This window comes from Lentzea rhizosphaerae, assembly GCF_042649515.1.
Taxonomy (GTDB): Bacteria; Actinomycetota; Actinomycetes; order Mycobacteriales; family Pseudonocardiaceae; genus Lentzea; species Lentzea aerocolonigenes.
Map to the genome: position 1 here is coordinate 283,228 of NZ_JBHRZI010000004.1, position 21,833 is coordinate 305,060.

20 protein-coding genes and 1 pseudogene are annotated in these 21,833 nt (G+C 70.5%); 13 read left to right on the forward strand and 8 right to left on the reverse strand.

The features are described from left to right. Nucleotides 1-9 precede the first annotated feature (9 nt). From ACFOWZ_RS02885 to ACFOWZ_RS02925, 9 genes and pseudogenes are all read left to right on the forward strand, one after another. A pseudogene (locus tag ACFOWZ_RS02885) lies at nt 10-216 on the forward strand (lysine 2,3-aminomutase); the annotation flags it as partial. A gap of 158 nt (nt 217-374) precedes the next feature. Further along, nucleotides 375-986, forward strand: a complete 612-nt coding sequence (locus ACFOWZ_RS02890; RefSeq protein ID WP_382368135.1) for an RNA polymerase sigma factor — start codon at nt 375-377, stop codon at nt 984-986. Continuing rightward, nucleotides 979-2,115, forward strand: coding sequence for a CU044_5270 family protein (locus ACFOWZ_RS02895; protein ID WP_382368138.1), 1,137 nt, complete (start codon nt 979-981; stop codon nt 2,113-2,115). The genes ACFOWZ_RS02890 and ACFOWZ_RS02895 overlap by 8 nt, the downstream gene beginning before the upstream one ends. A 417-nt stretch (nt 2,116-2,532) precedes the next feature. After that, entirely contained in the window at nt 2,533-6,246 is a 3,714-nt protein-coding gene (locus ACFOWZ_RS02900) for a nitrate reductase subunit alpha (protein ID WP_382368141.1), read from the forward strand. A 1-nt stretch (nt 6,247) separates the two neighbouring features. Further along, nucleotides 6,248-7,870: a nitrate reductase subunit beta gene (gene narH / locus ACFOWZ_RS02905; protein WP_382368144.1), complete on the forward strand. Its 1,623-nt coding sequence runs from the start codon at nt 6,248-6,250 to the stop codon at nt 7,868-7,870. Further along, complete coding sequence (gene narJ / locus ACFOWZ_RS02910) at nt 7,867-8,580, forward strand: nitrate reductase molybdenum cofactor assembly chaperone (protein WP_382368147.1); 714 nt, start codon at nt 7,867-7,869, stop codon at nt 8,578-8,580. The genes narH and narJ overlap by 4 nt, the downstream gene beginning before the upstream one ends. After that, the gene (gene narI / locus ACFOWZ_RS02915; protein ID WP_382368150.1) at nt 8,577-9,317 is read left to right on the forward strand and encodes a respiratory nitrate reductase subunit gamma; all 741 of its coding nucleotides are present in this window, start codon (nt 8,577-8,579) and stop codon (nt 9,315-9,317) included. The genes narJ and narI overlap by 4 nt, the downstream gene beginning before the upstream one ends. 24 nt (nt 9,318-9,341) lie before the next feature. Continuing rightward, complete coding sequence (locus ACFOWZ_RS02920; RefSeq protein WP_382368153.1) at nt 9,342-9,773, forward strand: CBS domain-containing protein; 432 nt, start codon at nt 9,342-9,344, stop codon at nt 9,771-9,773. 131 nt (nt 9,774-9,904) lie between these two features. After that, nucleotides 9,905-10,345, forward strand: a complete 441-nt coding sequence (locus ACFOWZ_RS02925) for a pyridoxamine 5'-phosphate oxidase family protein (protein ID WP_382368156.1) — start codon at nt 9,905-9,907, stop codon at nt 10,343-10,345. Between the two features lies 1 nt (nt 10,346). Here the strand turns inward: ACFOWZ_RS02925 and ACFOWZ_RS02930 are convergent, their stop codons facing one another. Both ACFOWZ_RS02930 and ACFOWZ_RS02935 read right to left on the reverse strand, forming a co-directional pair. Continuing rightward, the gene (locus ACFOWZ_RS02930) at nt 10,347-10,682 is read right to left on the reverse strand and encodes a cupin domain-containing protein (RefSeq protein ID WP_382368159.1); all 336 of its coding nucleotides are present in this window, start codon (nt 10,680-10,682) and stop codon (nt 10,347-10,349) included. Between the two features lie 33 nt (nt 10,683-10,715). Beyond that, the gene (locus ACFOWZ_RS02935) at nt 10,716-11,876 is read right to left on the reverse strand and encodes an MFS transporter (protein ID WP_382368301.1); all 1,161 of its coding nucleotides are present in this window, start codon (nt 11,874-11,876) and stop codon (nt 10,716-10,718) included. Between the two features lie 303 nt (nt 11,877-12,179). On the opposite strand from ACFOWZ_RS02935, the gene ACFOWZ_RS02940 reads away from it, so the two are divergent. Both ACFOWZ_RS02940 and ACFOWZ_RS02945 read left to right on the forward strand, forming a co-directional pair. Then, nucleotides 12,180-14,747, forward strand: a complete 2,568-nt coding sequence (locus ACFOWZ_RS02940) for a multicopper oxidase domain-containing protein (protein ID WP_382368162.1) — start codon at nt 12,180-12,182, stop codon at nt 14,745-14,747. After that, nucleotides 14,744-15,187 carry a hypothetical protein gene (locus ACFOWZ_RS02945; RefSeq protein ID WP_382368165.1) on the forward strand — a complete coding sequence of 148 codons (444 nt, stop codon included), beginning with the start codon at nt 14,744-14,746 and terminating at the stop codon, nt 15,185-15,187. Before ACFOWZ_RS02940 ends, ACFOWZ_RS02945 begins: the two co-directional genes overlap by 4 nt. A 106-nt stretch (nt 15,188-15,293) precedes the next feature. Here the strand turns inward: ACFOWZ_RS02945 and ACFOWZ_RS02950 are convergent, their stop codons facing one another. From ACFOWZ_RS02950 to ACFOWZ_RS02975, 6 genes are all read right to left on the reverse strand, one after another. Then, nucleotides 15,294-15,764 carry a peptidoglycan-binding domain-containing protein gene (locus ACFOWZ_RS02950; protein WP_382368168.1) on the reverse strand — a complete coding sequence of 157 codons (471 nt, stop codon included), beginning with the start codon at nt 15,762-15,764 and terminating at the stop codon, nt 15,294-15,296. Between the two features lie 16 nt (nt 15,765-15,780). Then, a complete protein-coding gene (locus ACFOWZ_RS02955; RefSeq protein ID WP_382368171.1) occupies nt 15,781-16,233 on the reverse strand; it encodes a peptidoglycan-binding domain-containing protein in 453 nt (150 codons plus the stop codon). 99 nt (nt 16,234-16,332) lie between these two features. Continuing rightward, nucleotides 16,333-17,001 carry a response regulator gene (locus ACFOWZ_RS02960; protein ID WP_382368174.1) on the reverse strand — a complete coding sequence of 223 codons (669 nt, stop codon included), beginning with the start codon at nt 16,999-17,001 and terminating at the stop codon, nt 16,333-16,335. Then, nucleotides 16,980-18,083: a hypothetical protein gene (locus ACFOWZ_RS02965; RefSeq protein WP_382368177.1), complete on the reverse strand. Its 1,104-nt coding sequence runs from the start codon at nt 18,081-18,083 to the stop codon at nt 16,980-16,982. Before ACFOWZ_RS02965 ends, ACFOWZ_RS02960 begins: the two co-directional genes overlap by 22 nt. After that, nucleotides 18,076-19,203, reverse strand: coding sequence for a sensor histidine kinase (locus ACFOWZ_RS02970; RefSeq protein WP_382368180.1), 1,128 nt, complete (start codon nt 19,201-19,203; stop codon nt 18,076-18,078). The genes ACFOWZ_RS02965 and ACFOWZ_RS02970 overlap by 8 nt, the downstream gene beginning before the upstream one ends. Before the next feature lie 310 nt (nt 19,204-19,513). Beyond that, nucleotides 19,514-20,725, reverse strand: a complete 1,212-nt coding sequence (locus ACFOWZ_RS02975) for an MFS transporter (RefSeq protein ID WP_382368183.1) — start codon at nt 20,723-20,725, stop codon at nt 19,514-19,516. A 71-nt stretch (nt 20,726-20,796) separates the two neighbouring features. On the opposite strand from ACFOWZ_RS02975, the gene ACFOWZ_RS02980 reads away from it, so the two are divergent. Next, nucleotides 20,797-21,243 (forward strand): helix-turn-helix domain-containing protein, encoded by a 447-nt coding sequence (locus tag ACFOWZ_RS02980; RefSeq protein ID WP_382368186.1) that lies wholly within the window; start codon nt 20,797-20,799, stop codon nt 21,241-21,243. 137 nt (nt 21,244-21,380) lie between these two features. Beyond that, nucleotides 21,381-21,809: a DUF3052 domain-containing protein gene (locus tag ACFOWZ_RS02985; RefSeq protein ID WP_382368189.1), complete on the forward strand. Its 429-nt coding sequence runs from the start codon at nt 21,381-21,383 to the stop codon at nt 21,807-21,809. Nucleotides 21,810-21,833: the final 24 nt, after the last annotated feature.

Sequence of the window (21,833 nt, forward strand, 5' to 3'; positions counted from 1 at the left end):
CGCGCCACGCAGGAGCTGCAGCACGCGATCATGGGCTACCTGCCCGGGTACGCGACGCCGCGCATCGTCTGCGACGTGCCGTACGTCGGGAAGCGGTGGGTGCACCAACTCGAAGGCTACGACCGTGAGCTGGGCATTTCCTACTGGACCAAGAACTACCGCACCGGAATCGAACTCGAGGACCCGGAGGCGCTGGACCGCCGCTACCCCTACTACGTCACGACGGGGCCGTTCTCGGAGCAACTTCCGAGGAGGGCCCCGTCGTGCAGGAACAGATCTGCTCACCGCGGTGCGCACGGTGCTCGCGGGAGTGACGCCGGTCACTTCGCCCGGTCGTCCGGGGACGCGAGCGGGGTCCCCGGACAACAACTAACGTGAACCGGATCGAGGAACGCAGAGCACAACAGGCGCAACGCGCTCCGGACGTTGACGACACGCGTCCCGACCTCGCCAACGCGGAGCCGACCGCCGCGTTCGCCAGGCTGTTCGACACGCACGCCCGTGCCCTGCACGGTTACCTGGCGGGCCGGGTCGGCGTCGACATCGCCGACGACCTGGTCGCGGAGACGTTCCTGGTGGCCCTCCGAAGGCGCGCGAGCTACGACCCCGAGCAGTCCCCCATCCGCGGCTGGCTGTACGGAATCGCCACCAACCTGGCACGCAACCACGTCCGCACGGAGATCCGCGGCTACCGGGCTTCCGCTCGCGTGCACGCCCTTCAGGAAGCGGGCGTCGAGCACGACGCGCAGATCGTCGACCGCCTGGACGCCCAACGGTCGTCCAGGCACCTGGCCGACGGCCTGGCCTCGCTCACCGAGCAGGAACGCGACGTCTTGCTGCTGACGTCGTGGGCCGGGCTGGAGCCGATCGAGGTGGCCGCCGCTCTCGGCGTGCCGGCAAGCACTGTCCGGTCACGTCTGCACCGGGTGCGCCAGAAGCTCCAAGCACACCTCCGCACCGCTCAAGAGGAGAACCGCGATGACTGAGCGCGGCGACCACAACCCCGATCGTGAACTCGACGAGGCGCTCGCCTCGTTGCACCTGGAGGCACGCATGTCCAACCGATCACTCGACCACGCCCGCGAGAAGCTGATGCGGGAAGCGTCCGCGGAGGGTGCCCCGGCGGCGAAGTCGCCCTTTCGCCGTCGTGGCCTGGTCGTCGGCGTGGCAGCGGCGGCGGCGGTCGCGGTCGTGGGAGGCGTCGCTGTCCTCGGCGGGGGCGGCGGAGCACCGGCGCAGCCCGCGGCCCAGTCGACCACCGCGCAGCCCACCAAGCGCGACGTGTCGCTCCTCTCGGCGTCCCAGGTCCTGAACGACGCGGCGGACAAGATCGCCGCCAAGGACCCGGAACTGAAGCCGGGCCAGTACCGGTTCATCGAGGTCAAAGGCTCCTACCTGCGCGGATTCCAGATGGGGACCCCGCAGGGAGTCGTGAGCGCCCCGGCCGGCTACACCTACCTCGCCGACGTCACCTACCAGACCTGGATCCCGGCGGACGTGACGCAGGAGTGGCTGGAGAAGCGCATCGCCGGTGCCGCGAAGCTGATCGGCAGTTCCATGCCCGCGGCCGAGGTGCCCGCGTACCAGCCGCAGGACACAGACACGGGCGAGCGGCGCGGCGCGTGCGGCGACTTCTTCCCCAAGTCCCAGCCGAAGAAGGTGTGCGGCGACGCCACCGACTCGGGGCAGCCCGCGTTCTACGCGAACCTGCCGCGCGACCCCGACCAGCTGCTGGCGTGGCTGAAGAACTACACCTCCCAGCGCGGCTCGTCCCCGAGCACGATGTTCCACTTCGGCATCCAGTTCCTGAACTCCGGGATCATCCCGGCCGATCTGCGCAGCTCCCTCCTGCGTGCGATGTCGAAGATCGACGGCGTGAAGGTCGTCGAGGAGGCGACCACCCCGGACGGGCGCAAGGGTCTCGCACTCGGCCTGGAGAGCGACCAGGAGCGCCGCGACCTGATCGTGGACCCGGACAAGGGTGAGATCATCGGCGAGCGGACCGTCGCGAAGGCGCAGGCGGACTACCCGTGGATCAAGCCCGGCACCGTGACCAGCAGCGTTTCCGTGACGACGAAGGTCGCCGACGCCATCGGCGTGGTCCCGGCGGGTTAGTCGCAACGCCGGGAAGTCAGGGCGCTCGTCCATCTGCTCATCGCTGCCGGCCTGTTCGCCGAGCTGGGCTACAGCCAGGTGTGGGCGCGGCTGGTCACCGGCAGCATCGGGGTGGTGGGGCCGTTTTCGGAACATCTTCCGAAGACGGCCCCATCGGCATGTTCTGATGTTGGTACGGCAGTGTCCGAGCGGTCAACAGAGTCCGCGGTGGACCACCGTTGTCCGTCCGTGAGCCGACGCGGACGCCGCGTGAAGTGGGCCCGCCGGCACCGGGACGTTCGTCATCCGGGATCCGGGACGTTCGCCTGATGGGGTGACGACGCTGCTTCGTGATCCTTGGTGGTGCCTGGCCGGTCCCCCGCCTTCGTGGTGCTGGCCTGCGGTTCAACCAGGACCACCCGAAGGAGCTGTGTGCCCGTGCCCTCCCTTCCTGAACCATCTGCGGAGCTCGGGAACGATCATGTTCCCGGCCACGGTGCACTGCTCGGCGTCCGGCGGTTCCTGACCAAGGAGACGGTCGGCGACCACGGGCGGACCCTGCATCAGATCGACTCCGGGGCCTGGGAGTCGTTCTACCGCGACCGGTGGAGCTACGACCGCGTGGTGCGATCCACCCACGGCGTCAACTGCACCGGGTCGTGTTCCTGGAACGTGTTCGTCAAGGACGACCTGATCACCTGGGAGCACCAGGCGACGGACTACCCGACCACGGGTCCGGACAGCCCGGACTACGAGCCGCGGGGCTGTCCCCGTGGCGCGTCGTTCTCCTGGTACGAGTACTCGCCCTCGCGCGTGCGGCACCCCTACGTGCGTGGCTCGCTGATCACGATGTTCCGTGCCGGTCTCGCCCGGTTCGGCGACCCCGTCGCGGCGTGGGCCGACATCGTCGAGGACCCCCGCAAGGCGGCTGTCTACAAAGGACAGCGGGGTCGCGGCGGGTTCGTGCGCGCTTCCTGGGACGAGGTGACCACCATGGTCGCCGCCGCGCACGTGTACACGACCAAGACCTACGGGCCTGATCGCGTTGTCGGGTTCTCCCCCATCCCGGCGATGTCGATGGCCTCCTTCGCGGCGGGCACCCGCTACCACGCGCTGCTGGGCGGCACGTTGCTGTCGTTCTACGACTGGTACGCCGACCTGCCGATCGCCTCGCCGCAGGTGTGGGGCGACCAGACCGACGTCCCCGAGGCCGCGGACTGGTGGAACGCCACCTACCTCGTCATGTGGGGCTCGAACATCCCGGTCACCCGAACTCCTGACGCGCACTTCCTCGCCGAGGCGCGCTACCGCGGCACCAAGGTCGTCGCGGTCAGTCCCGACTACGCCGACAACGTCAAGTTCGCCGACGACTGGCTGGCCCCGCACCCCGGCACCGACGGGGCGCTGGCGATGGCCATGGGGCACGTGGTGCTCACCGAGTTCTTCGCGAACCGGCAGGTGCCGTACTTCACCGACTACGTGCGGTCCTACACGGACCTGCCGTTCCTGGTCACGTTGCGGGAGCGGGAGCCTGGCGTGTACGTCGCCGACCGGTTCCTCACCGCCGCCGACCTCGGCGAGGACGGTCCCGGCGCCGAGCACAAGACCGTGCTGCTCGACGACGCGTCCGGCGAACCCGTGGTGCCTGGCGGGTCGCTGGGGTTCCGCTACGGGCCCGAGGGGGAGGGCCGGTGGAACCTCGACCTCGGCGGCGTCGTGCCCGCGCTCGGCGTGCTCGGTCACGCCACCGGGCAGGTCGCGGTCGACCTCGCGCGGTTCGACGTCGGCGAGACCGAGGGCGGCGCCACCATGCGGCGCGGTGTCCCCGTCACGCGCATCGGTGACCAGCTCGTCACCGGTGTCTTCGACCTCGTCCTGGCGCAGTACGGCGTGCGGCGCGGCGACCTTCCCGGCGAGTGGCCTTCCGGTTACGACGACGCGGAGTCTCCGCACACCCCGGCCTGGCAGGAGCGGATCACCGGTGTGCCCGCGGCGCTGGCGGCCAAGATCGGGCGTGAGTTCGCCCGCAACGCCGAACGCAGCCGCGGCCGTTCCCTGATCGCGCTGGGCGCCGGCGCGAACCAGTGGTTCCACTCGGACATGACCTACCGCGCGTTCATCGCGCTGGTCACCCTCACCGGCTGCCAGGGCGTCAACGGCGGCGGCTGGGCGCACTACGTCGGTCAGGAGAAGGCCAGGCCGATCACCGGGCAGCAGCACATGAGCTTCGCCTTCGACTGGCAGCGCCCGATGCGCCACCAGGCCAGCACGCCGTTCTGGTACCTGCACACCGACCAGTGGCGCTACGAGAAGGTGCCCGCCGACGAGCTGGCGTCCCCGCTGGGACGGGGTCTGCTGGCGGGCATGACCTTCGCCGACACCGTCGCGGCCGCCCAGCGGATGGGCTGGTCGCCGGGCCACCCGGCGTTCGACCGCAACCCCCTCGACCTCACCGACGAGGCCGCCGCGGCGGGGGTGAGCACGGCCGAGCACATCGTCGCCGAACTGCGCGCCGGACGTCTCAAGGCCGTCGCGGACGACCCCGACGACCCCGCGAACTTCCCCCGCTGCCTGACGTTGTGGCGAGCCAACCTGCTCGGTTCGTCCGGCAAGGGCAACGAGTTCTTCATGAAACACCTGCTCGGCGTGGACTCCCTCGCCTCGGCTGACGAGTGCGGCCCGGACGAGCGGCCACGGGACGTGACCTGGCGGGACGAGGCACCGACGGGGAAGCTCGACCTGCTCACCGCGATCGACTTCCGGATGACCAACACCGGCCTGCACGCCGACGTCGTGCTGCCCACCGCCACCTGGTACGAGAAGCACGACATCTCCACCACCGACATGCACCCGTTCGTGCACGCCTTCTCCCCCGCGGTCGCCCCGCCCGCCGAGGTGCACACCGACTACGACGCCTTCCTCTCGATCGCCGACAAGGTCAGCGAGCTGGCGGTCATCCACCTCGGAACTCGCCGCGACGTGCTGGCCGCGCCGCTGCAGCACGACACCCCGGACGAGCTGGCGACGCCGTCGGGGCGGGTGCGGGACTGGAAGCGCGGCGAGTGCGAACCGGTGCCGGGTGTGACCATGCCGAAGCTGGTCGAGGTCGAACGCGACTACACCCTCATCGGCGCGAAGATGCGTGCGGTCGGCCCGTTGCTGGACAAGCTCGGCACGACGACGAGGGGCATCACGGTCGACGTCACCGCGGAGCTCGAGTACCTGCGCCACCAGAACGGTGTCGTGACCGACGGCCCGTTCGCGGGCAGGCCATCACTGTCCACAGCGGACCGGATGTGCGAGGCGATCCTCGCGTTGTCCGGCACGACGAACGGCCGCGTGGCGCACGAGGGCTTCCTGCAGCTGGAGAAGCGCACCGGGCAGCAGTTCACCGATCTGGTCGAGGGTCACGAGACCGACCACGTCACCTACGCGGCCACGCAGGAGGCGCCGCAGCCGGTGGTCACCAGCCCGGAGTGGTCCGGTTCGGAGAAGGGCGGGCGCCGGTACTCGCCGTTCACGATCAACGTCGAACGCCTCAAGCCGTGGCACACGCTCACCGGCCGGCAGCACTTCTTCGTCGAGCACGACTGGGTCGCCGAACTGGGCGAGCACCTGCCCGGCTACCGGCCGCCGCTCAACATGGCGCGCCATTTCGGCAAGCCCGGTGACTTGGCCGACGGCGGCGTGACGGTCCGGTTCCTCACCCCGCACGCGAAGTGGTCGATCCACTCGATGTACCACGACAACGAGCTGATGCTCGCGCTCTCCCGCGGTGGTCCGGTGATCTGGATGAGCGTCGAGGACGCCGCCAAGATCGGGGTCGCAGACAACGACTGGGTCGAGGCCGTCAACCGCAACGGCGTGATCGTGGCCCGCGCGGTGGTCAGCCACCGGATGCCCGAGGGCACGGTGTTCCAGTACCACTCGCCGGAACGCACCGTGAACGTGCCCAAGACCGAGAAAACCGGCCGCGGCAAGGGAAAGCGCGGCGGATACCACAACTCGATGACCCGGCTGCTCGTCAAGCCGACGCACCTCGCGGGCGGCCACGCCCAGATGACCTACGCCTTCAACTACTACGGCCCCATCGGCAGCCAGCGCGACGAGATCACGGTCATCCGCCGCCGCGCCCAGGAAGTGGAGTACTGACATGCGCCTCCGCGCACAGGTTGCCATGGTGATGAACCTCGACAAGTGCATCGGCTGCCACACCTGTTCGGTGACCTGCAAGCAGACCTGGACCAACCGCGAGGGCACCGAGTACGTCTGGTTCAACAACGTCGAGACGAAGCCCGGCATCGGCTACCCCAAGCACTACGAGGACCAGGAGCGCTGGAAGGGCGGCTGGCGGCTCGATGCCAAGGGGCGCCTGGTGTTGCGCTCCGGCGGCCGGGTCAAGCGGCTGTCCCGGATCTTCGCCAACCCGGACCTGCCGACGCTCGAGGACTACTACGAGCCGGCGACGTTCGACAAGGACGTCCTCGTGTCCGCGCCCGCCGGACTGACCGACACCCCGGTCAAACAGCCCCGTTCCGCTCTCACCGGCGAGCCGATCAACCTCGAGTGGGGCGCCAACTGGGAGGACGGTCTCGGTGGTGCCCACGAACGCGGCGCCACCGACCCAAACATCACCGCGATGGCTCCCGACGCGGCGGCGCGGGTGAAGTTCGAGTTCGAGAAGACCTTCATGTTCCACCTGCCGCGCATCTGCGAGCACTGCCTCAACCCCGCCTGCGTCTCGGCGTGCCCGTCGGGCGCGATGTACAAGCGCGAGGAGGACGGCATCGTCCTGGTCGACCAGGACCGCTGCCGCGGCTGGCGCATGTGCGTGACCGCCTGCCCGTACAAGAAGGTCTACGTCAACCACGCCACCGGCAAGGCGGAGAAGTGCACCTTCTGCTTCCCCCGCGTCGAAGCCGGGCAGCCCACCATCTGCTCGGAGACCTGCGTGGGCCGGCTGCGCTATCTGGGCCTGGTCTTCTACGACGAGGACGCCGTGCTCGCCGCCGCCTCGGTGCAGGACGAGCGGGAACTGCTCGCGGCACAACGGAAGGTGTTCCTGGACCCGCACGACCCCGAGACCGTGCGGCTGGCCACCGAGGCAGGCCTGCCGGAGGAGTGGGTGCTCGCCGCGCAGGCGTCGCCGGTGTGGCGGTTGATCAGCGACTACCAGATCGCGCTCCCCCTGCACCCGGAGTACCGCACCCTGCCGATGGTCTGGTACGTCCCGCCGCTGTCCCCCGTGCTCGACGCGGTCGGCGCCGCGGGCCTGGACGACACCGACGCCGACGACGTCTTCCACACCATCCGCGACCTGCGGATCCCGGTGGAGTACCTCGCCGAGCTGTTCACGGCCGGAGACTCCGACGCGGTGGCCGGTGTGCTGATGAAGCTCGCCGCGATGCGGTCCTACATGCGGGCCAGGACCCTCGACGGCACCGTCGCCGAGGAGCTGTGCGAGGCGGTGGGCATGTCGGGCGCGGAGATCGAGAGCATGTACCGGCTGCTCGCCATCGCCAAGTACGACGAGCGCTACGTCATCCCCACCGCCTACGCCAAGGACGCCGCCGCACTGGAAGCCCAGGCAGCGTCCACTTCGGACTGTTCACTGGACTGCACCGGTGGTCCCGGGATGACCGAAGCCGCGACCGCCGAGCGGTTCCACCTCGTGGCCGACAGCGGCCAGACCCGTCCGGGGCGCAGGAACCTGTTCGCCCGCCGCAGCGACGGCCGGCTCGGCCTGTCCATCGACCCCGCCGGGGAGCGCTCGTGACCACCCAGTCCGCAGTGGCCGGAGCGGACCGATCCCGGCTGTTCGGTCTCGCTTCGGCACTGCTCACCTACCCGGACGCCCGCCTGCTCGCGGCGGGCGACGAGCTGCGCGCCGCCGTCGGCGAGATCGGCGACGACGAGGTGCGGACGCGACTCGCGACGTTCCTCGACTGGTTCCTGACCACCGACGCGATCGAGGTCGAGACCCACTACGTGCACACCTTCGACCTGCGCCGCCGCTCCGGCCTGTACCTGACCTACTACCTGCACGGCGACACCCGCAAGCGCGGGATCGCCCTGCTCACCCTCAAGCAGCGCTATCGCGCCCACGGGTTGCGCCTGGCCGAGGGCGAACTGCCCGACCTGCTGCCGGTGGTGCTGGAGTTCGCCGCCGTCGCGGGCCCCGGCGACGGCGAGGCGCCGCTGCGCCAGCACCGCCGCGGGGTGGAGTTGCTGCGTGCCGCCCTGGACGAGAACGGATCGCCCTACCGGCATCTGCTCGAGGCGGTCGTCGCCGCGCTGCCGCCTCTGACCGAGATCGACCGCGACGCGATCCGAGCGCTCGCCGAGGACGGCCCGCCCGTGGAGTCCGTCGGCCTGGCGCCCTACGGCACGGACGTCGACTCGATCGGTCTCGGCCCGGCCCTCACCGACCTCAGCGCCACCGGACCATGCGCGCACGCCCGCCCTTCGATGGAGAGTGCCCGTTGAACACGCTCATCTGGATCGTCGTTCCCTACGCCTGCCTGGCGGTGTTCCTCGTCGGCCACGTGTGGCGGTGGCGGCGCGATCAGTTCGGCTGGACCACCCACACCAGCCAGCTCCTCGAAAGCCGGATTCTGCGGCTGGGCTCGCCGTTGTTCCACCTCGGCGCGTTCGGGGTCATCGGCGGCCACGCCACGGGCCTGCTCGTGCCCGCCTCGCTGACGGAGAAGATCGGTGTCTCCGAACACGTTTACCACGCGATCGCGGTGTGGGGCGGCACGATCACCGGCGTGATGCTCGTCGCCGGCCTCGCCCTGCTGATCGCCCGCCGCTTCGTCAACGGCCGTGTCCGCCGCGTCACCACGACCACGGACAAGGTTCTGTACGTGGCACTCGCGGTGATGGTCGTGCTGGGCATGACCGCCACCGTCGGGACCAACCTGCTCGGTGAGGGCTACGACTACCGCGAGACGATCGCAGTCTGGTTCCGCGGCATCTTCTGGTTCTCCCCGCAGACCGATCTGATGACCGGGGCGCCGCTGGTCTACCAGCTGCACGCGATCGGCGGCTTCCTCTTCCTCGCGCTGTGGCCCTTCACCCGGCTCGTGCACGTGTGGTCGGCACCGTTGGCGTACCTGTGGCGACCCTACGTCGTCTACCGCACCCGCCGCGGGTCACCCGCCACCGCTGCTCCGGCCCCGGCCACCGTCAGGGACCGCGGCCTGCACGACATCCGACACTGACCTCTCCAGCCGAATGGCCACACCGTGCCTGTTCCCACCCCGCAGCAAGCCTCGCCGATCAGCAGCACGGTCGGCGAGGTGCTGGTGCGGCACCCGAAGACCTTGCCGGTCGACACCTCCGTCGGGCTGGCCCGCGCCTGCTTCACCGACGACCACGTCCACCTGCTCCTGCTCACCGAGTCCGGACGTCTCATCGGCACCCTCGTGCGAACCGACCTGCGCGACGACCTCGACGACGCGGACCTCGCGTTGCCCTGGTCCCGCATGTCGGGCCGCACGATCCCGGCGGACATGCCGGCCGAACGAGCCCGCGAGCTCCTCGTGACGAGTGGGCAGCGGCGCCGCGCCGTGGTCGACGACAACGGCAACCTGCTGGGCCTGCTCTGCCTCAAACGCCATCTGGCCGGCTTCTGCAGCGACGCGGACGTCGCCGCACGGGCTGCCGATCCGCGCTGACGACTGTCCTCAGTGGACGCTGTACCGCCGGTGGGCTCTCGTGACACAGGACCTGCGACCCTGCTCGCACCCGACGGTGACGGGAATCCTCGAAGAAGAACCGCTGAAACGCCATCGCCCGGGAGTTGACCATGGTGAGTCGCCGACAGCTGGAGATGTTGAACCCCGAGCAGTGCCTGGAGTTGCTGCAGACGGTGCGCGTGGGCCGGCTGGTGTTCACCGAGAGCGCACTGCCCGCGGTGCAGCCCGTGAACTTCCGCCTGCACCGGGGCCAGGTCGTGATCCGGGTCGCCGGCGGGGCCAAGCTCGCCGCCGCGACTGACCGCTCGGTGGTGGCTTTCGAGGCCGACGAGCTCGATCCCGACCTGCGGACGGGGTGGAGCGTGACCGTGGTGGGCCACGCGGAACCGATCACCGAGGTGGCGGAACTCCTGGAAATTTCGGGAACGTGGCTGCAGCCCTGGGCCGACGGCAGGCGCGACCACTTCGTGCGCATTCGCACGCAGAAGGTCACCGGGCGCAAGCTGCTCGCGCCCGCGGCAGCCGGACCGTCAGGCCCCGGATCGGTGTGAGTCAGGAGAGCGCGACCGTGAGGAGCACGGCGGCATCGGTGAGGGCCTGCAACCCGTGTCGCTGAGCCGGGACGGGTGCCAGGTCACCGCTGTCGAGCACCCGTTCGTGATCGCCGGCGTGCAACCGGATCCGTCCACTGAGGACCTGGAGGGTCGCGGCCGCGGGTGCGTCGTGTTCGGCCAGTTCGGCGCCGTCGGCCAGCGCGATGAGCGTGACCCGCTGCACCGTCCCCGACACCAGGGTTCTGGCGGTGCGCCGTGCGGGGTGACCGCGGGCCTGCTGCAGCAACTCAGCGGCCAGGGCGGTCACGTTCGTGACATCCGGGTACTCGGCCATGCTGTGCGCTCCCTTCCAATGCCGCTAGGCCTCTCAGCGCTGGTGTGCGCGCACGGCGCGATGCACCGTGGTCGTGGTGAAGGCCAGGGTTGCGGCGGCGACCACGGCCAGTGCGGCCAGTCCCAGCGCGTACGAGGAGAACGCTCCGTACAGCGCGCCCATCACCAGCGGCGGGACGAAGCCGCCCAGTCCGCCGGCCGCACCGACGATTCCGGTGACCGAGCCGACCTTGTTCGCCGGAGCGAGCAGGGCGACCAGGGCGAACACCGCGCCGCTGCCCGCGCCCAGTGCGGCCGCCATGGACAGGAACGCGATGGTGCTCAGCGGCATCAGCGCCGGGGTGAACGACTGCAGCACCGCACCTGCGGTGACCACGGTGAACACGCCGACCAACACCCGCACCGGGCCGATCCGGTCGGACAACCAGCCGCCCACCGGCCGCATCAGCACCGCCAGCAGCACGAACCCGGCCATGCGGTTGGCCGCGTCGGCCTGGGTCAGCCCGTACGCGGTCTTCAGGTAGGCGGGCAGGTAGACCGAGAACGCCACGTAGCCGCCGAACGCGATCGCGTACAGCGCCGATGCCTGCCAGGTGATCGGCAGCCGGACCGTGTCCGCCAGCCTGCGTCCCAGCGACTCCGCCGGGATCGTCCGCCCCGGTGCGTCCCGCAGGAACACCGCCGCGACGACCGCGTACACGGCCAGCACCACGGCGGTGACCACGAACGGCGTCACCACACCGCCGGCGTCCACCAGCCGCACCGTCGTCAACGCGCTGATCGCCGTCCCGCCCATGCCCGCGCCGAACACGCCGATCGCCAGGCCGCGGCGCTCGGGCGGGAACCAGGCGTTGACCAACGGCACTCCGACCGCGAACGAGGTGCCGCCGACACCGAGGAAGAACCCCCCGATCAGCAAGGCGACCAGTGAGGAGTGACCCAGAACTCCCAAGAACAGCACGGGAACGATCGTGATCGCCGAGACCAGTGGGAACATCACCCGCCCGCCGAACCGGTCGGTCAGCGCCCCGGCGGGAACGCGTCCCACCGAGCCGACCACGACGGGCACGGCGACCAGCAAAGCCTGCTGGAACGCGCTCAGTCCGAGGGAATCCTTGAACAGCGGCCCCAACGGGCTCAACAGCGCCCACGCCCAGAAGTTCACCGCGAACCCGAGCGTCGCCAGGCTCAGCATCAGCATCCGGCGACCCGTCGTCGGCGGGGAGTCGGCGCCCGGCACCCGCAGTCCCTCCGGTGCGTTCTTCGTCCGGTGTGTGGTCGGTGTTGTCATGATCGCCTCGGGAGGGTCTCTCGGCTCGGCTTCGCGGTTCAGCCACGGCTCACCAGGTCGGTGAACGCGTCCAGCGTGCGTGAGCGGTGCGGCAGCGGAGCAGATTTCAACGTCCCGAGCCCGGCGGGACGAACGTCCCTACCGGGGTGGTCGTCCCACCGAGTTCCCTGATCGCGTGCGCAGTACAACTCCGTCCAGGACAGAACCGTGACCCAGCTCATCGACCTCGCCCCGCCCGCGGCACGACGCCGGAACGGACCGCGCGGCCCGTTGTTCGTGTGGGCCAACGTGATCGTGCTCGGGTGGCTCGCCGTCGCCGTCGTCCTGTTCACCGTCCACGACGCACTGGGTCTGCCGAGCTGGTTGGCACTGCACGCCCTGTTGCTCGGGTCGGTGACCACCGCCGTTCTGGTCTGGTCCGAACACTTCGTCGTCACGCTGTGCCGCGTTCCCGGTCCACCGCCGCGCCGGATCGCCTTCGGTCTGGGTGCGCTGAACCTGTTCGTGCTCCTGGTGCTGACCGGAGTCGTCGTCGACGCCGCTGTCCTCAGTGGACTCGGCGGCGCCGGTGTCGCGATGATCGCCACCGTCCACACCGCGTTTTTGGTGCGGACGCACAGGAAGTCGCTGCAACGCCGGTTCGGCTACCTGATCGGCTTCTACGGCGCGGCGAGCACCTCGTTGGCCGTCGGCGCGGTGCTGGGCGCCGGACTGGCTGCGGGAGCTCCCGAATGGCACGCCCGCCTGTTCACCGCGCACGTCCACGTCACGCTGCTGGGCTGGGTCGGGCTGGCCGTGCTGGGCACGTTGTTCACCCTGTGGCCGACCACCCTCGGCACGCGGATCGCCGACGGCACCGCCTCCGCCACGCGCCGGGCACTACCGGCTCTGGGCGCCGGGCTCGTCCTCGCCGTCGCCGGGATGCTGGCGGCCGACCTGTGGGTGACCGTCGCAGGCCTCACGGCGTACGCGGCCGGAGTCGCGCTCGCGGCGATCCCGCTGGTCCGAGCCGTCGCCACGCGCCGGCCACGTGGGCCCGCGGCGTGGATGCTGGCGGCCGGCACCGGCTGGCTCGGCGTGGCGGTCCTGCTGGACGCCGTCCGGCTGCTCGTCGCCGGGTCGATCGACGCCCTCCCGGACGTCACCGACGCCGTGATGCCGGTACTCGTGCTCGGCTTCACCGCCCAGGTGCTCGTCGGAGCGCTGACCCAGCTGTTGCCGGTCGTGCTGGGCCGTGGACCGTCCGAACACAGAACGATCTCCGAGGTGCTGCACCGGGGCTGGCGCGCACGGCTCGTCGCGGGCAACGTCGCCGTCGTTCTCGTGGCCGGGGAATGGCCCGCTCCCCTGCCGCTGATCGGCTGGGCGTTGGGTGCCCTCAGCACCGGCACCTTCGCCGCACTCGCGCTGCGCGCCGCGATCCCCGTGGCCTTCCGCGGTGCGCTGTCCCCGACGTCCGGATCCGCCGGCACCACCACCGGTGTCGTCGCCGGCCTCGCCGTGGTCGTGCTCGCCGTGGCGCTGGCCACGAGCGGCCACGGAAGCCCCGCGGACACCTCCGCGGCAGGCGCGGACGCCCGCACCGTCGACGTCACGCTCAGCGGCATGCGGATCCGGCCGGACACCGTCGAGGTCCCGGCCGGCACACGGCTGGTGCTGCGGGTGACCAACCAGGACGCCGTGCCGCACGACCTGCGCGTCGACGACGGACCGCACACTCCCCGGCTGCGCCAGGGCGAAACCGCGCACCTCGACCTCGGACAGATCCGTGGCGAGCACCAGGCGTGGTGCGCCGTCGCCGGGCACCGCGCCGCCGGAATGACCATGACCATCCGGACCCAGAACGACCACCAGCACACCGCGGCCACCCCTGCCGTCCCGGACGGCGACACCCGCGGCCTGGATCTGGCGGCCGCACCCTCGCCGGGCTGGAAACCGCGCGATGCCCGGCTGGCCCCCGCGACGGGCACGGTGCACCAGGTCGAACTCCGCGTCACCGAACAGGACCTGGAAGTGGCCCCCGGCAGACGCCAGCGGCAGTGGACGTTCGCCGGATCAGCACCCGGACCCGCGCTGCGCGGCAGGGTGGGCGACCAGTTCGAAGTCACCCTGATCAACGACACCACCATGGGCCACGGCATCGACTTCCACGCCGGAGCCCTCGCCCCCGACGGACCGATGCGGACCATCGCCCCCGGCGAGCGCCTGCTCTACCGGTTCACCGCACACCGCGCCGGCGCCTGGCTCTACCACTGCAGCACGATGCCCATGTCCCAGCACATCGCGAACGGCATGTACGGCGCGGTGATCATCGACCCACCCGGCCTCCCCGCCGCCGACCAGGAGTACCTGCTGGTCAGCTCCCAGCTCTACCTCGGAGAACCGGGCAGCGACGCACAGGTGACGAAGATCCGCGCGGGACGACCCGACGGCTGGACGTTCAACGGCACCGCGGCCCAGTACGACCACGCCCCGCTCACCGTCCACACCGGACAACGCGTCCGCATCTGGCTCGTCAACGCCGGCCCCGGCGACACCACCGCGTTCCACGTCGTCGGCGCCCAGTTCGACACGGTCTACCGCGAAGGCGCTTGGCTGTTGCGGCCGAGCGACACCACTGGCGGCGCCCAGGTCCTCGACCTGGCCCCGGCACAGGGCGGGTTCGTCGAACTGTCCTTCCCCGAACCCGGCCACTACCCCTTCGTCGACCACGACATGCGCCACGCCGAAAACGGCGCCCACGGCCACTTCACCGTCGCGGAGCCACCCCGATGATCGACCCGTGGACCATCGTGCGGTTCCTGCACGTGCTCGGCGCCATCATCTGGGTCGGCGGACAACTGACCATCACCGCGGTGGTCCTGCCACCCGTGCGCCGACTGCTCACCACCACCGACCGCACGGACGTCCTGCGCACCGTGGGCAAGCGGTTCGCTCTCGTGACCGCGGTGTTCTTCCTGCCCAGCCAGATCACCACCGGGATCCTGCTGGCCTGGCGGCACGACGTCACCTGGGCCGCGCTCCTGCAACCCGGCTACGGCCGCGTCCTCGCCGCCAAACTGCTGCTGTTCACCGTGGTCATGGCCGCGGCCACCGTGCACGGCATCGCCCAGGCCAGACACCGGCCCGGTCCGGCCAGAGCCGCGTCCGTCACCGCACTCGTCGGCTCACTCGGCGTCGTCCTGCTCGCCACCGGCCTCGTCGAGACCATGTGAGCCCAAGCCCAGCCATACCGGACATGTTTTTTGGCGCGAAAAGCACGTTCGGGCCATCTATCGGCCCGAACGTGCTTTTCGCGCCAAACGGCAAGCGTCGGCCGGGTCAGACCCGGTACGGCTTGCAGGTGGTGCCGCTGGGGAACTTCATCCGGTCGCGCGTGTTGGGCCCGTAGATCCCGTCAGGCGCGGACCGGACGTATTTCTGCACGCCCTTCACCGCGGCTTCCGTGCGCGGGCCGAAGCTGCCGTCCCGGTCGAGATCGCGCACGAACTCGTTGCCGTACGGCGCGGCCAGGCGGACTCCGGGATAGCACTGGATCAGCCCGCGCTGCAGGCCGGCCACGACGGCGGTGTTCGCGACCAGGTCGCTACCGATGTTGCAGGTCGTGGAATTGGTGTTGGTGGCGGGCACCACGATGCGGTTTCCCGCCGCGTTCACGTAGGTGATCATCTTTTGGCACAGCGGTGTCGCGGCCGATGCCGACCCGGTCGACACGGCCATCCCGCTCACCGCCAGTGCGACGGCGGCGATGCCCAGCCCTGCTCGGCGCAGCGGCCCGAGATTCGGCTTCATCAGGAGTCCTTTCCGGTCAGTACGCATAGCAGTTGCGCCGGTTCGAGTCGAGGAACTTGATGTGGTCACGGGTGTTCCGGCCGTAGATGCCGTCGACGCCGGCGCCGGCGTACCGTTGCACGGCCTTCAGCGCGGCCTCGGTGCGAGAGCCGAAGAACCCGTCCGCGTCGAGGTTCGCGATCTTCTCGTCCGAGTAGGGCGAAGCCAGGTTGAGCTTCGCGTAGCAGAACTTCAGGGCGAGCTGGAACTCGAGGACGACCTTCCTGTCCGCCACCGCGTAGTCGCGGCCCATCTGGCAACTGCTGTTGCCCTTGGAGGTCGGCACGTTGATGGTGTGGCCCCCGCGATTCATCAACGTGTACCTGGAGCAGGTGGGCAGGTCCGCCCCAGCCGCGGGAACGGCGAACGTGACCGCTCCCACGGCGGCCACGGCCAATCCGATCGCGCTCGTACGCAACAATCCCTTCACAACGTCTCCCCCTTCGTTGGCGTGAGAGCGCTTTCGCTCTCCCGTGGCAACGATAGGAACGGCGTGCGCGGGGTGGTGTCCGGTGAACGCCCTACAAGATCAGCGCTCGTTGAGCTCGGCCAGCGTGATGAGACCGTCGTCGAGCGCACGGGACACGAGCTCGCTCTTCGTGGAGGCGGCACGTCCGGCGTTGGCGTACTTGATGCGCACGCGCGTGATGTGCGTGTCGACGGTCTTGACGCCGATGTTCAGTTTCGCCGCCACCAGCTCCTTCGACGACGAGGCGAACCAGGACCGCAGCACCTCGATCTCGCGCGGGGACAACCGCGGCCGGTCGGGCGTGTCGTCGGCGACGATCGCACCGGACAGAGATGGCGCTGTGTAAGGCATTCCGCGTGCGGCCGTGCGCAGGGCGGGCACCAGGTGGTCGGGCCCTTCGCGTTTGGTCAGGTACGCGAGCGCGCCGAGGTCGATGCACTTGATCGCGGTGGCGTCGTCGGCGTGCTGGGAGTACACGACCACGCGCCGTCCGCTGTCCACCAGCCTGCGGAGCTCACCGAACTGCGGCTGTCCCGGCACCAGTTCCAGGTCGAAGACCACCACGTCGGCCTCGGCGCCGGGACCGGTCCACACCTCCGCGAGCCGGGCACCCGCGTCGATCAGGTGAATCGGCGGATCCGCCTGCTCGCACCAGTACCGCACGCCCGCGGCGATCGCGACGTGGTCGTCCACGATCACCGCGGTGATCAGTTCCGGCTCGGCTGCCATCGGGCCTCCATCCACGTCGTCGCACCGCTGCCCACCGTCTCGACCTGAACGCCGGGCGTCAGGGGTGGTGGCAGGACCAGTTCCCCGCAGTCGGCGACCACGCTCACCGACACCAGCTCGTCGCCGCCCACCACGGTGACCCTGGCCCACGAGCGCGCGGTCGCGAGCACCGTGAGCGCCGCGTCGGTGAGATCGCGCCGGACGGGCACGGGTGGCGCCGGCCACCGTCCGCGCGCGTCCAGCTCCACCTCCACGCCCTTGCGGTCGGCGATGTCCGCGCAGTGGCGAAGCTCGTGCAGCAAAGGGTTTTCCACGTCGTCGGTCTCGGCGAACAGCCGCCGCATCCTGGCCGCCTCGATGGCGGCCCGGCGCCGCACGCCGGGATCCGACGGCACGAGCGAACCGTCGGCCAGGCCTTCGAGCAGCGGCACCGCCGTGGTCGACAGTTCGGCGAACCGCTGCGCACGCCGGCGGTGCGACGCCGCCGCCACGGCCTCCGCCGTCCGGACACGTTCGAGCTCCCGTGCGGCCGCCGCGGCCTCCTCGCTGATCCGCCCCAGCACGACGGCCACCACGGCGACGCACAGCGGGATTCCGAACACCGTGACCGAGCCGGTGGCGAACCGCGCGAGCGACGAGCGGGTCACGTCGTGGAACAGCACCAGGTTCAGGAACGCGAGCAGCTCGTGGGCGACGAGGAACGACACCGTGGTCCGGAGTGGACGGTCGAGGAGGACGACCAGACCGACCCAGTTCGCCGCGCCGAAGATCCAGTCCGCGGTGGTCGAGGTGCGGCCGTCGGGCAGCGCGGAATAGGACGCGGCACTGGCGGCGAGCACCACGACGACTGCCGGTGTCCGCCAGACGCTCCACGGACGTTCGCGGACGACCAGCACCGCTTCGACGGCGAGCACAGCGGTCAGCGCCGCCCACGCGCAGAACTGGACGGCGGGCGAGCCGTAGCGGTGCAGGTTCTGCGTCAGGTTGAGCAACCCGAGCCCCAGCGCCGAGCCCGCGGCCACGAGCAGCACGGCGACCCGCAGGCCGCGCTGCAACTGCGCCCTGGTCTGGTCCTCAGCCACGCTCTGCCCGCCACTCCAGCCGCACCGTCGTGCCCGTCCCCGCCGAGGACGTGATCGTCGCCGTGCCGCCTACGCGGTTCATCCGGCCGTGCACGGACTCCCGCAGCCCGCGCCGGGCCGGTCCTGCCTCGGCGGAGAAACCGCGACCGGCGTCGACGATCTCGACGCAAAGCTCCCGCGCGTCACCGCGCACCCGGACCGTCGCACGGTCCGTGCCCGCGTGACGGCGCACGTTGTTGAGGGCTTCCCGCGCCGCTCCGGCGATCGCGCTCGCCACGTCGAACGGCAGCACCAGGTGGTCCGGGGCGTCGAGGTCGACGGTCAGGTGGGTCGAGTCGGCGTCGTCGCGCAGCAGACCGACCAGGTCGGCCGCGGCAGGCGAGGCGTCGCCGCGGGACCGCAGCCGGGCGAGGTCGCGTCCGGCCTGGGCGGCCAGCCAGGTCGCGTCGGCCCGCACCTGTCCGGTGCCGACCATCAGCAGCGTCGTGGCGGCGGTGTCGTGCAACGCGTTGGCGAGTTCGCGCTCCTCGTCGCGCACGGCCGCGGCCACCGCCGACGCGCGGCGGACCTCCTCGGCAACGGCTGCCATCCGGTCGGCGCGCCGCGCGGCACGCGTGACGAGCACCCAGACCGCCCTCGACAGGGCGGCCATGGCCAGCACCCAGATCTGCCCCGCGTGCACGTCCGGCCCTGCGACGTCGATGGTGACCAGCATCCCGCCACCCGTCACCAGTGCGGCCACCGCGCCGGCCAGTGGCGGGGTGTGCCACTGCCAAGTCACGCACGCGAAGGTCACCAGGAGCCGGAGCCAGCCGGTGTTGGTGCCGTCGACGGCTCCGGACCAGAGGGCGATCAGGCACACGGCCAGCAGCACGGCGGCGTCAGCGGTCACGGGCGGGCGCGCGCGTTCCCGACTCAGCCGCCACGCGCAACCACAGGTCCAGGCCGCCGCGACGACGACAACGAGCAACGTCGGCCACAGCCGCTCCGGATAGGCCCTGAGCAGGCCCACCGCGATTACGGGCGGCAACGTGGCGACCCGCACGACGGCCGCGCACCGCCGACCGAACCGCTCCAGCAGCCGTGTCGCTTCCCCGGCCACCGCCACCTCACCGCCCACCGCCGACGCACCCCCTGCCGATCTTGCCAGCGACCGCCGACCGAGGTGTCCGGTTCGGGCGAAACGGGCACCCGGCTGTCGGGCGTTCACCTGACACCGCGGCGGCTCTCCGTCGACGACAGTGGGCACGTGGCCCAGGTGGAGCACGGGCCTGGGGGGTCGATGAGGGGAGGCCGGACGCACGGGAGCGCGACCGGCCTCCTCCGGTCCTGGTGCGCGCCGCGATGATCGACAACGGGCGGCTGGCCTGCTTCGTCCTCTCGGCGAGAAGGTGCCCAGAAGGGGTACTGCTCGAAGGCGCCCGCCGAGGTCATGCCGGTGCCGCCACGACACGCGTCCTCGACAGGAGTGCCACCGCCATCAGTCCACTGAGGACTGTCACGCCACCTGCCAGGCAGGCGGCGAAGTCCAGTGATGCCACTTGCGCGATCGCCGGGCCGGCGATCGCACCGAAGAACGTCGCGACCGCCTCACCGGTGAACTGCACCGCGCTGACCCTGCCCAGAACAGCGTTCGGTGTGACGCGTTGCAACGCGGTCTGGGTGGTGACCAGTGCCGCCGAGCCGAAGACACCGATCAGCACCGCGGCGGGCAACGCGCCCACGAGTGACCGAGAGAGGAAGAGCAGCACGAACGCCATTCCCGTCGCCACCAGTGCACCGCCCAGCAGGTACGCGAGCGGCGTCCGGTCGACCAGGCGCCGGATCAGCGGTGCCCCGATCAGAAAGCCGGCGCCCAGAGCGGACATCACCAGTCCGGTTTGCGTGCTGCCGCCCAGGACTCGCACACCGAACGGCACGAGCAGTGCGGACAACGACGCGTTCGCGGCGAGGAACACCGTGATCACCACGAGCAGCGAGGCGGCGGATCGTTCAGCGCGGAGGAAAGCGAGGCCTTCGCGAAGCTGGGCGAAGAACCTGTCGGCGCTTCCCTCCTCGCGTGCACCGGCGGCGCCCAGCCGGGCGGTCATCATGATCGCGAGTGCGGACATCAGGTAGGTCGCGAGATCGATCCACACCAGCGCACCGAACCCGGCGATCCCGAGCAGGGCACCTCCCAACGGGGCGCCCAGGAGGCGCACAGTGCCGTCGGTGACCGCGTTGAGCGAGTTCGCGCTGGTGAGAGCCGGCCCGGTGCCGACGACCACCGGGGTGTGCGCCTGTGCGGCCGGACGGAAGAGCACAGTGCCCACGCTCTCCGCCACCAGGGCCAGGTAGACCAGCCACACGTCACCGGGATCGCGCACGAGCAGCAGCAGGGCGACGGCGACCGCTCGCAGCACGTCCGTCGCGATCATCAGCTTGCGCCGGTCCCAGCGGTCGGCGAGCACGCCCGCGATCGGCCCGAGCAGGACCGGCGGCAGGAACTCCGCGGCGAGCGTCAGGCCGGTGGCCGCGAGCGAACCGGTCACCTGCAGGACGTGCGCCGGAACGGCGACCACGAGCAGCCACGATCCGAGCAGGCTGATCAGCCGCGCGAACCAGAGCAGCCGGAAGTCGCGAATCCGCAGAGCCTCGAGCACACACCACCCCCGAAGTTATTCTGACAGAATAATCATCGGCCGCATTGTTCCGTCAAGACAGGTGGATCGACATGGGCAACCAGGAGCTCGGGCAGCAGTTGCGAGCACTGCGGGCCGCGAGCGGACGCACGCTGCTCTCCGTGGCGACCGAGGCGGGCCTGTCGGTGCCGTACGTCGCGAACTTGGAGAACGGACGCGGCAACCCGACCGTGGACGCGGTCAACAGGCTTGCCGACGCGCTCGGGGCCGTGTTCGTGTTGCGCGTGGAGCCGGAAGGCGGGACAACAACTCAACCGGCCGCGATGCCCTCATCGCTGGTACGACTGAGTCGCGGCGCCCGTTTCCGGAAGGACGTGCAGACCATCGCGGAGGCAACGGGCGAGCAGCCCGCGGAACTCGCGCGGCGCCTGCTCGCCGCGCTCGCCGCGCTCGCCGGCCGCGACCTCGCCGAGGCGGACTGGTTCCGGTTGCTCGACGCCGTTCTGCTGGTGCACCTGCATCCGCACGCCACCAAGTGACGACGTTCGGCGTCGCCGGCTCGAACGGTCGGACTGTTGTTCCCGATTGTTCCGACATAGCCTGGGAGCACCCGGCTTCCGGAGGGGCATGACGTGGACGAGCGAGCAGAGCGCCGAGCGAACGCGGTGGCCCAGTCGTGACGAGCCCCGGCGGCGCGGGAGGGTACTCGGGTACGCCTCTCGTCAGGAAGATCGGGATCAGGCCGGGTGACCACGTCCGGTTCGTTCACCGGCCCAGCCGGTGGGAAGTGCCGGACGTGCCTGGCACCTGCCGGGTGTCCGACGACACCAGCGGAGCGGACCACAGCGATGTCACCCTCGCGTTCCACAGCTCGTTCGCCGAACTGGCCAGTGACGCTCCCGGCCTGGTGGACGACCTGGCCGATCACGCGATGCTCTGGATCGCCTGGCCCCGCCGCGCGGCGGGGCACCGCAGCGACATCACCGAGAACGCCCTGCGCGAACTGTTCCTCCCGCTCGGTGTCGTCGACGTGAAGGTCGCCGCCCTCGGTGACGACTGGTCAGGGCTGAAGTTCGTCCGGCGCAAGGAGAACCGGCGTTCCTGACCGTGGCCCGACATCCTCCGTGAA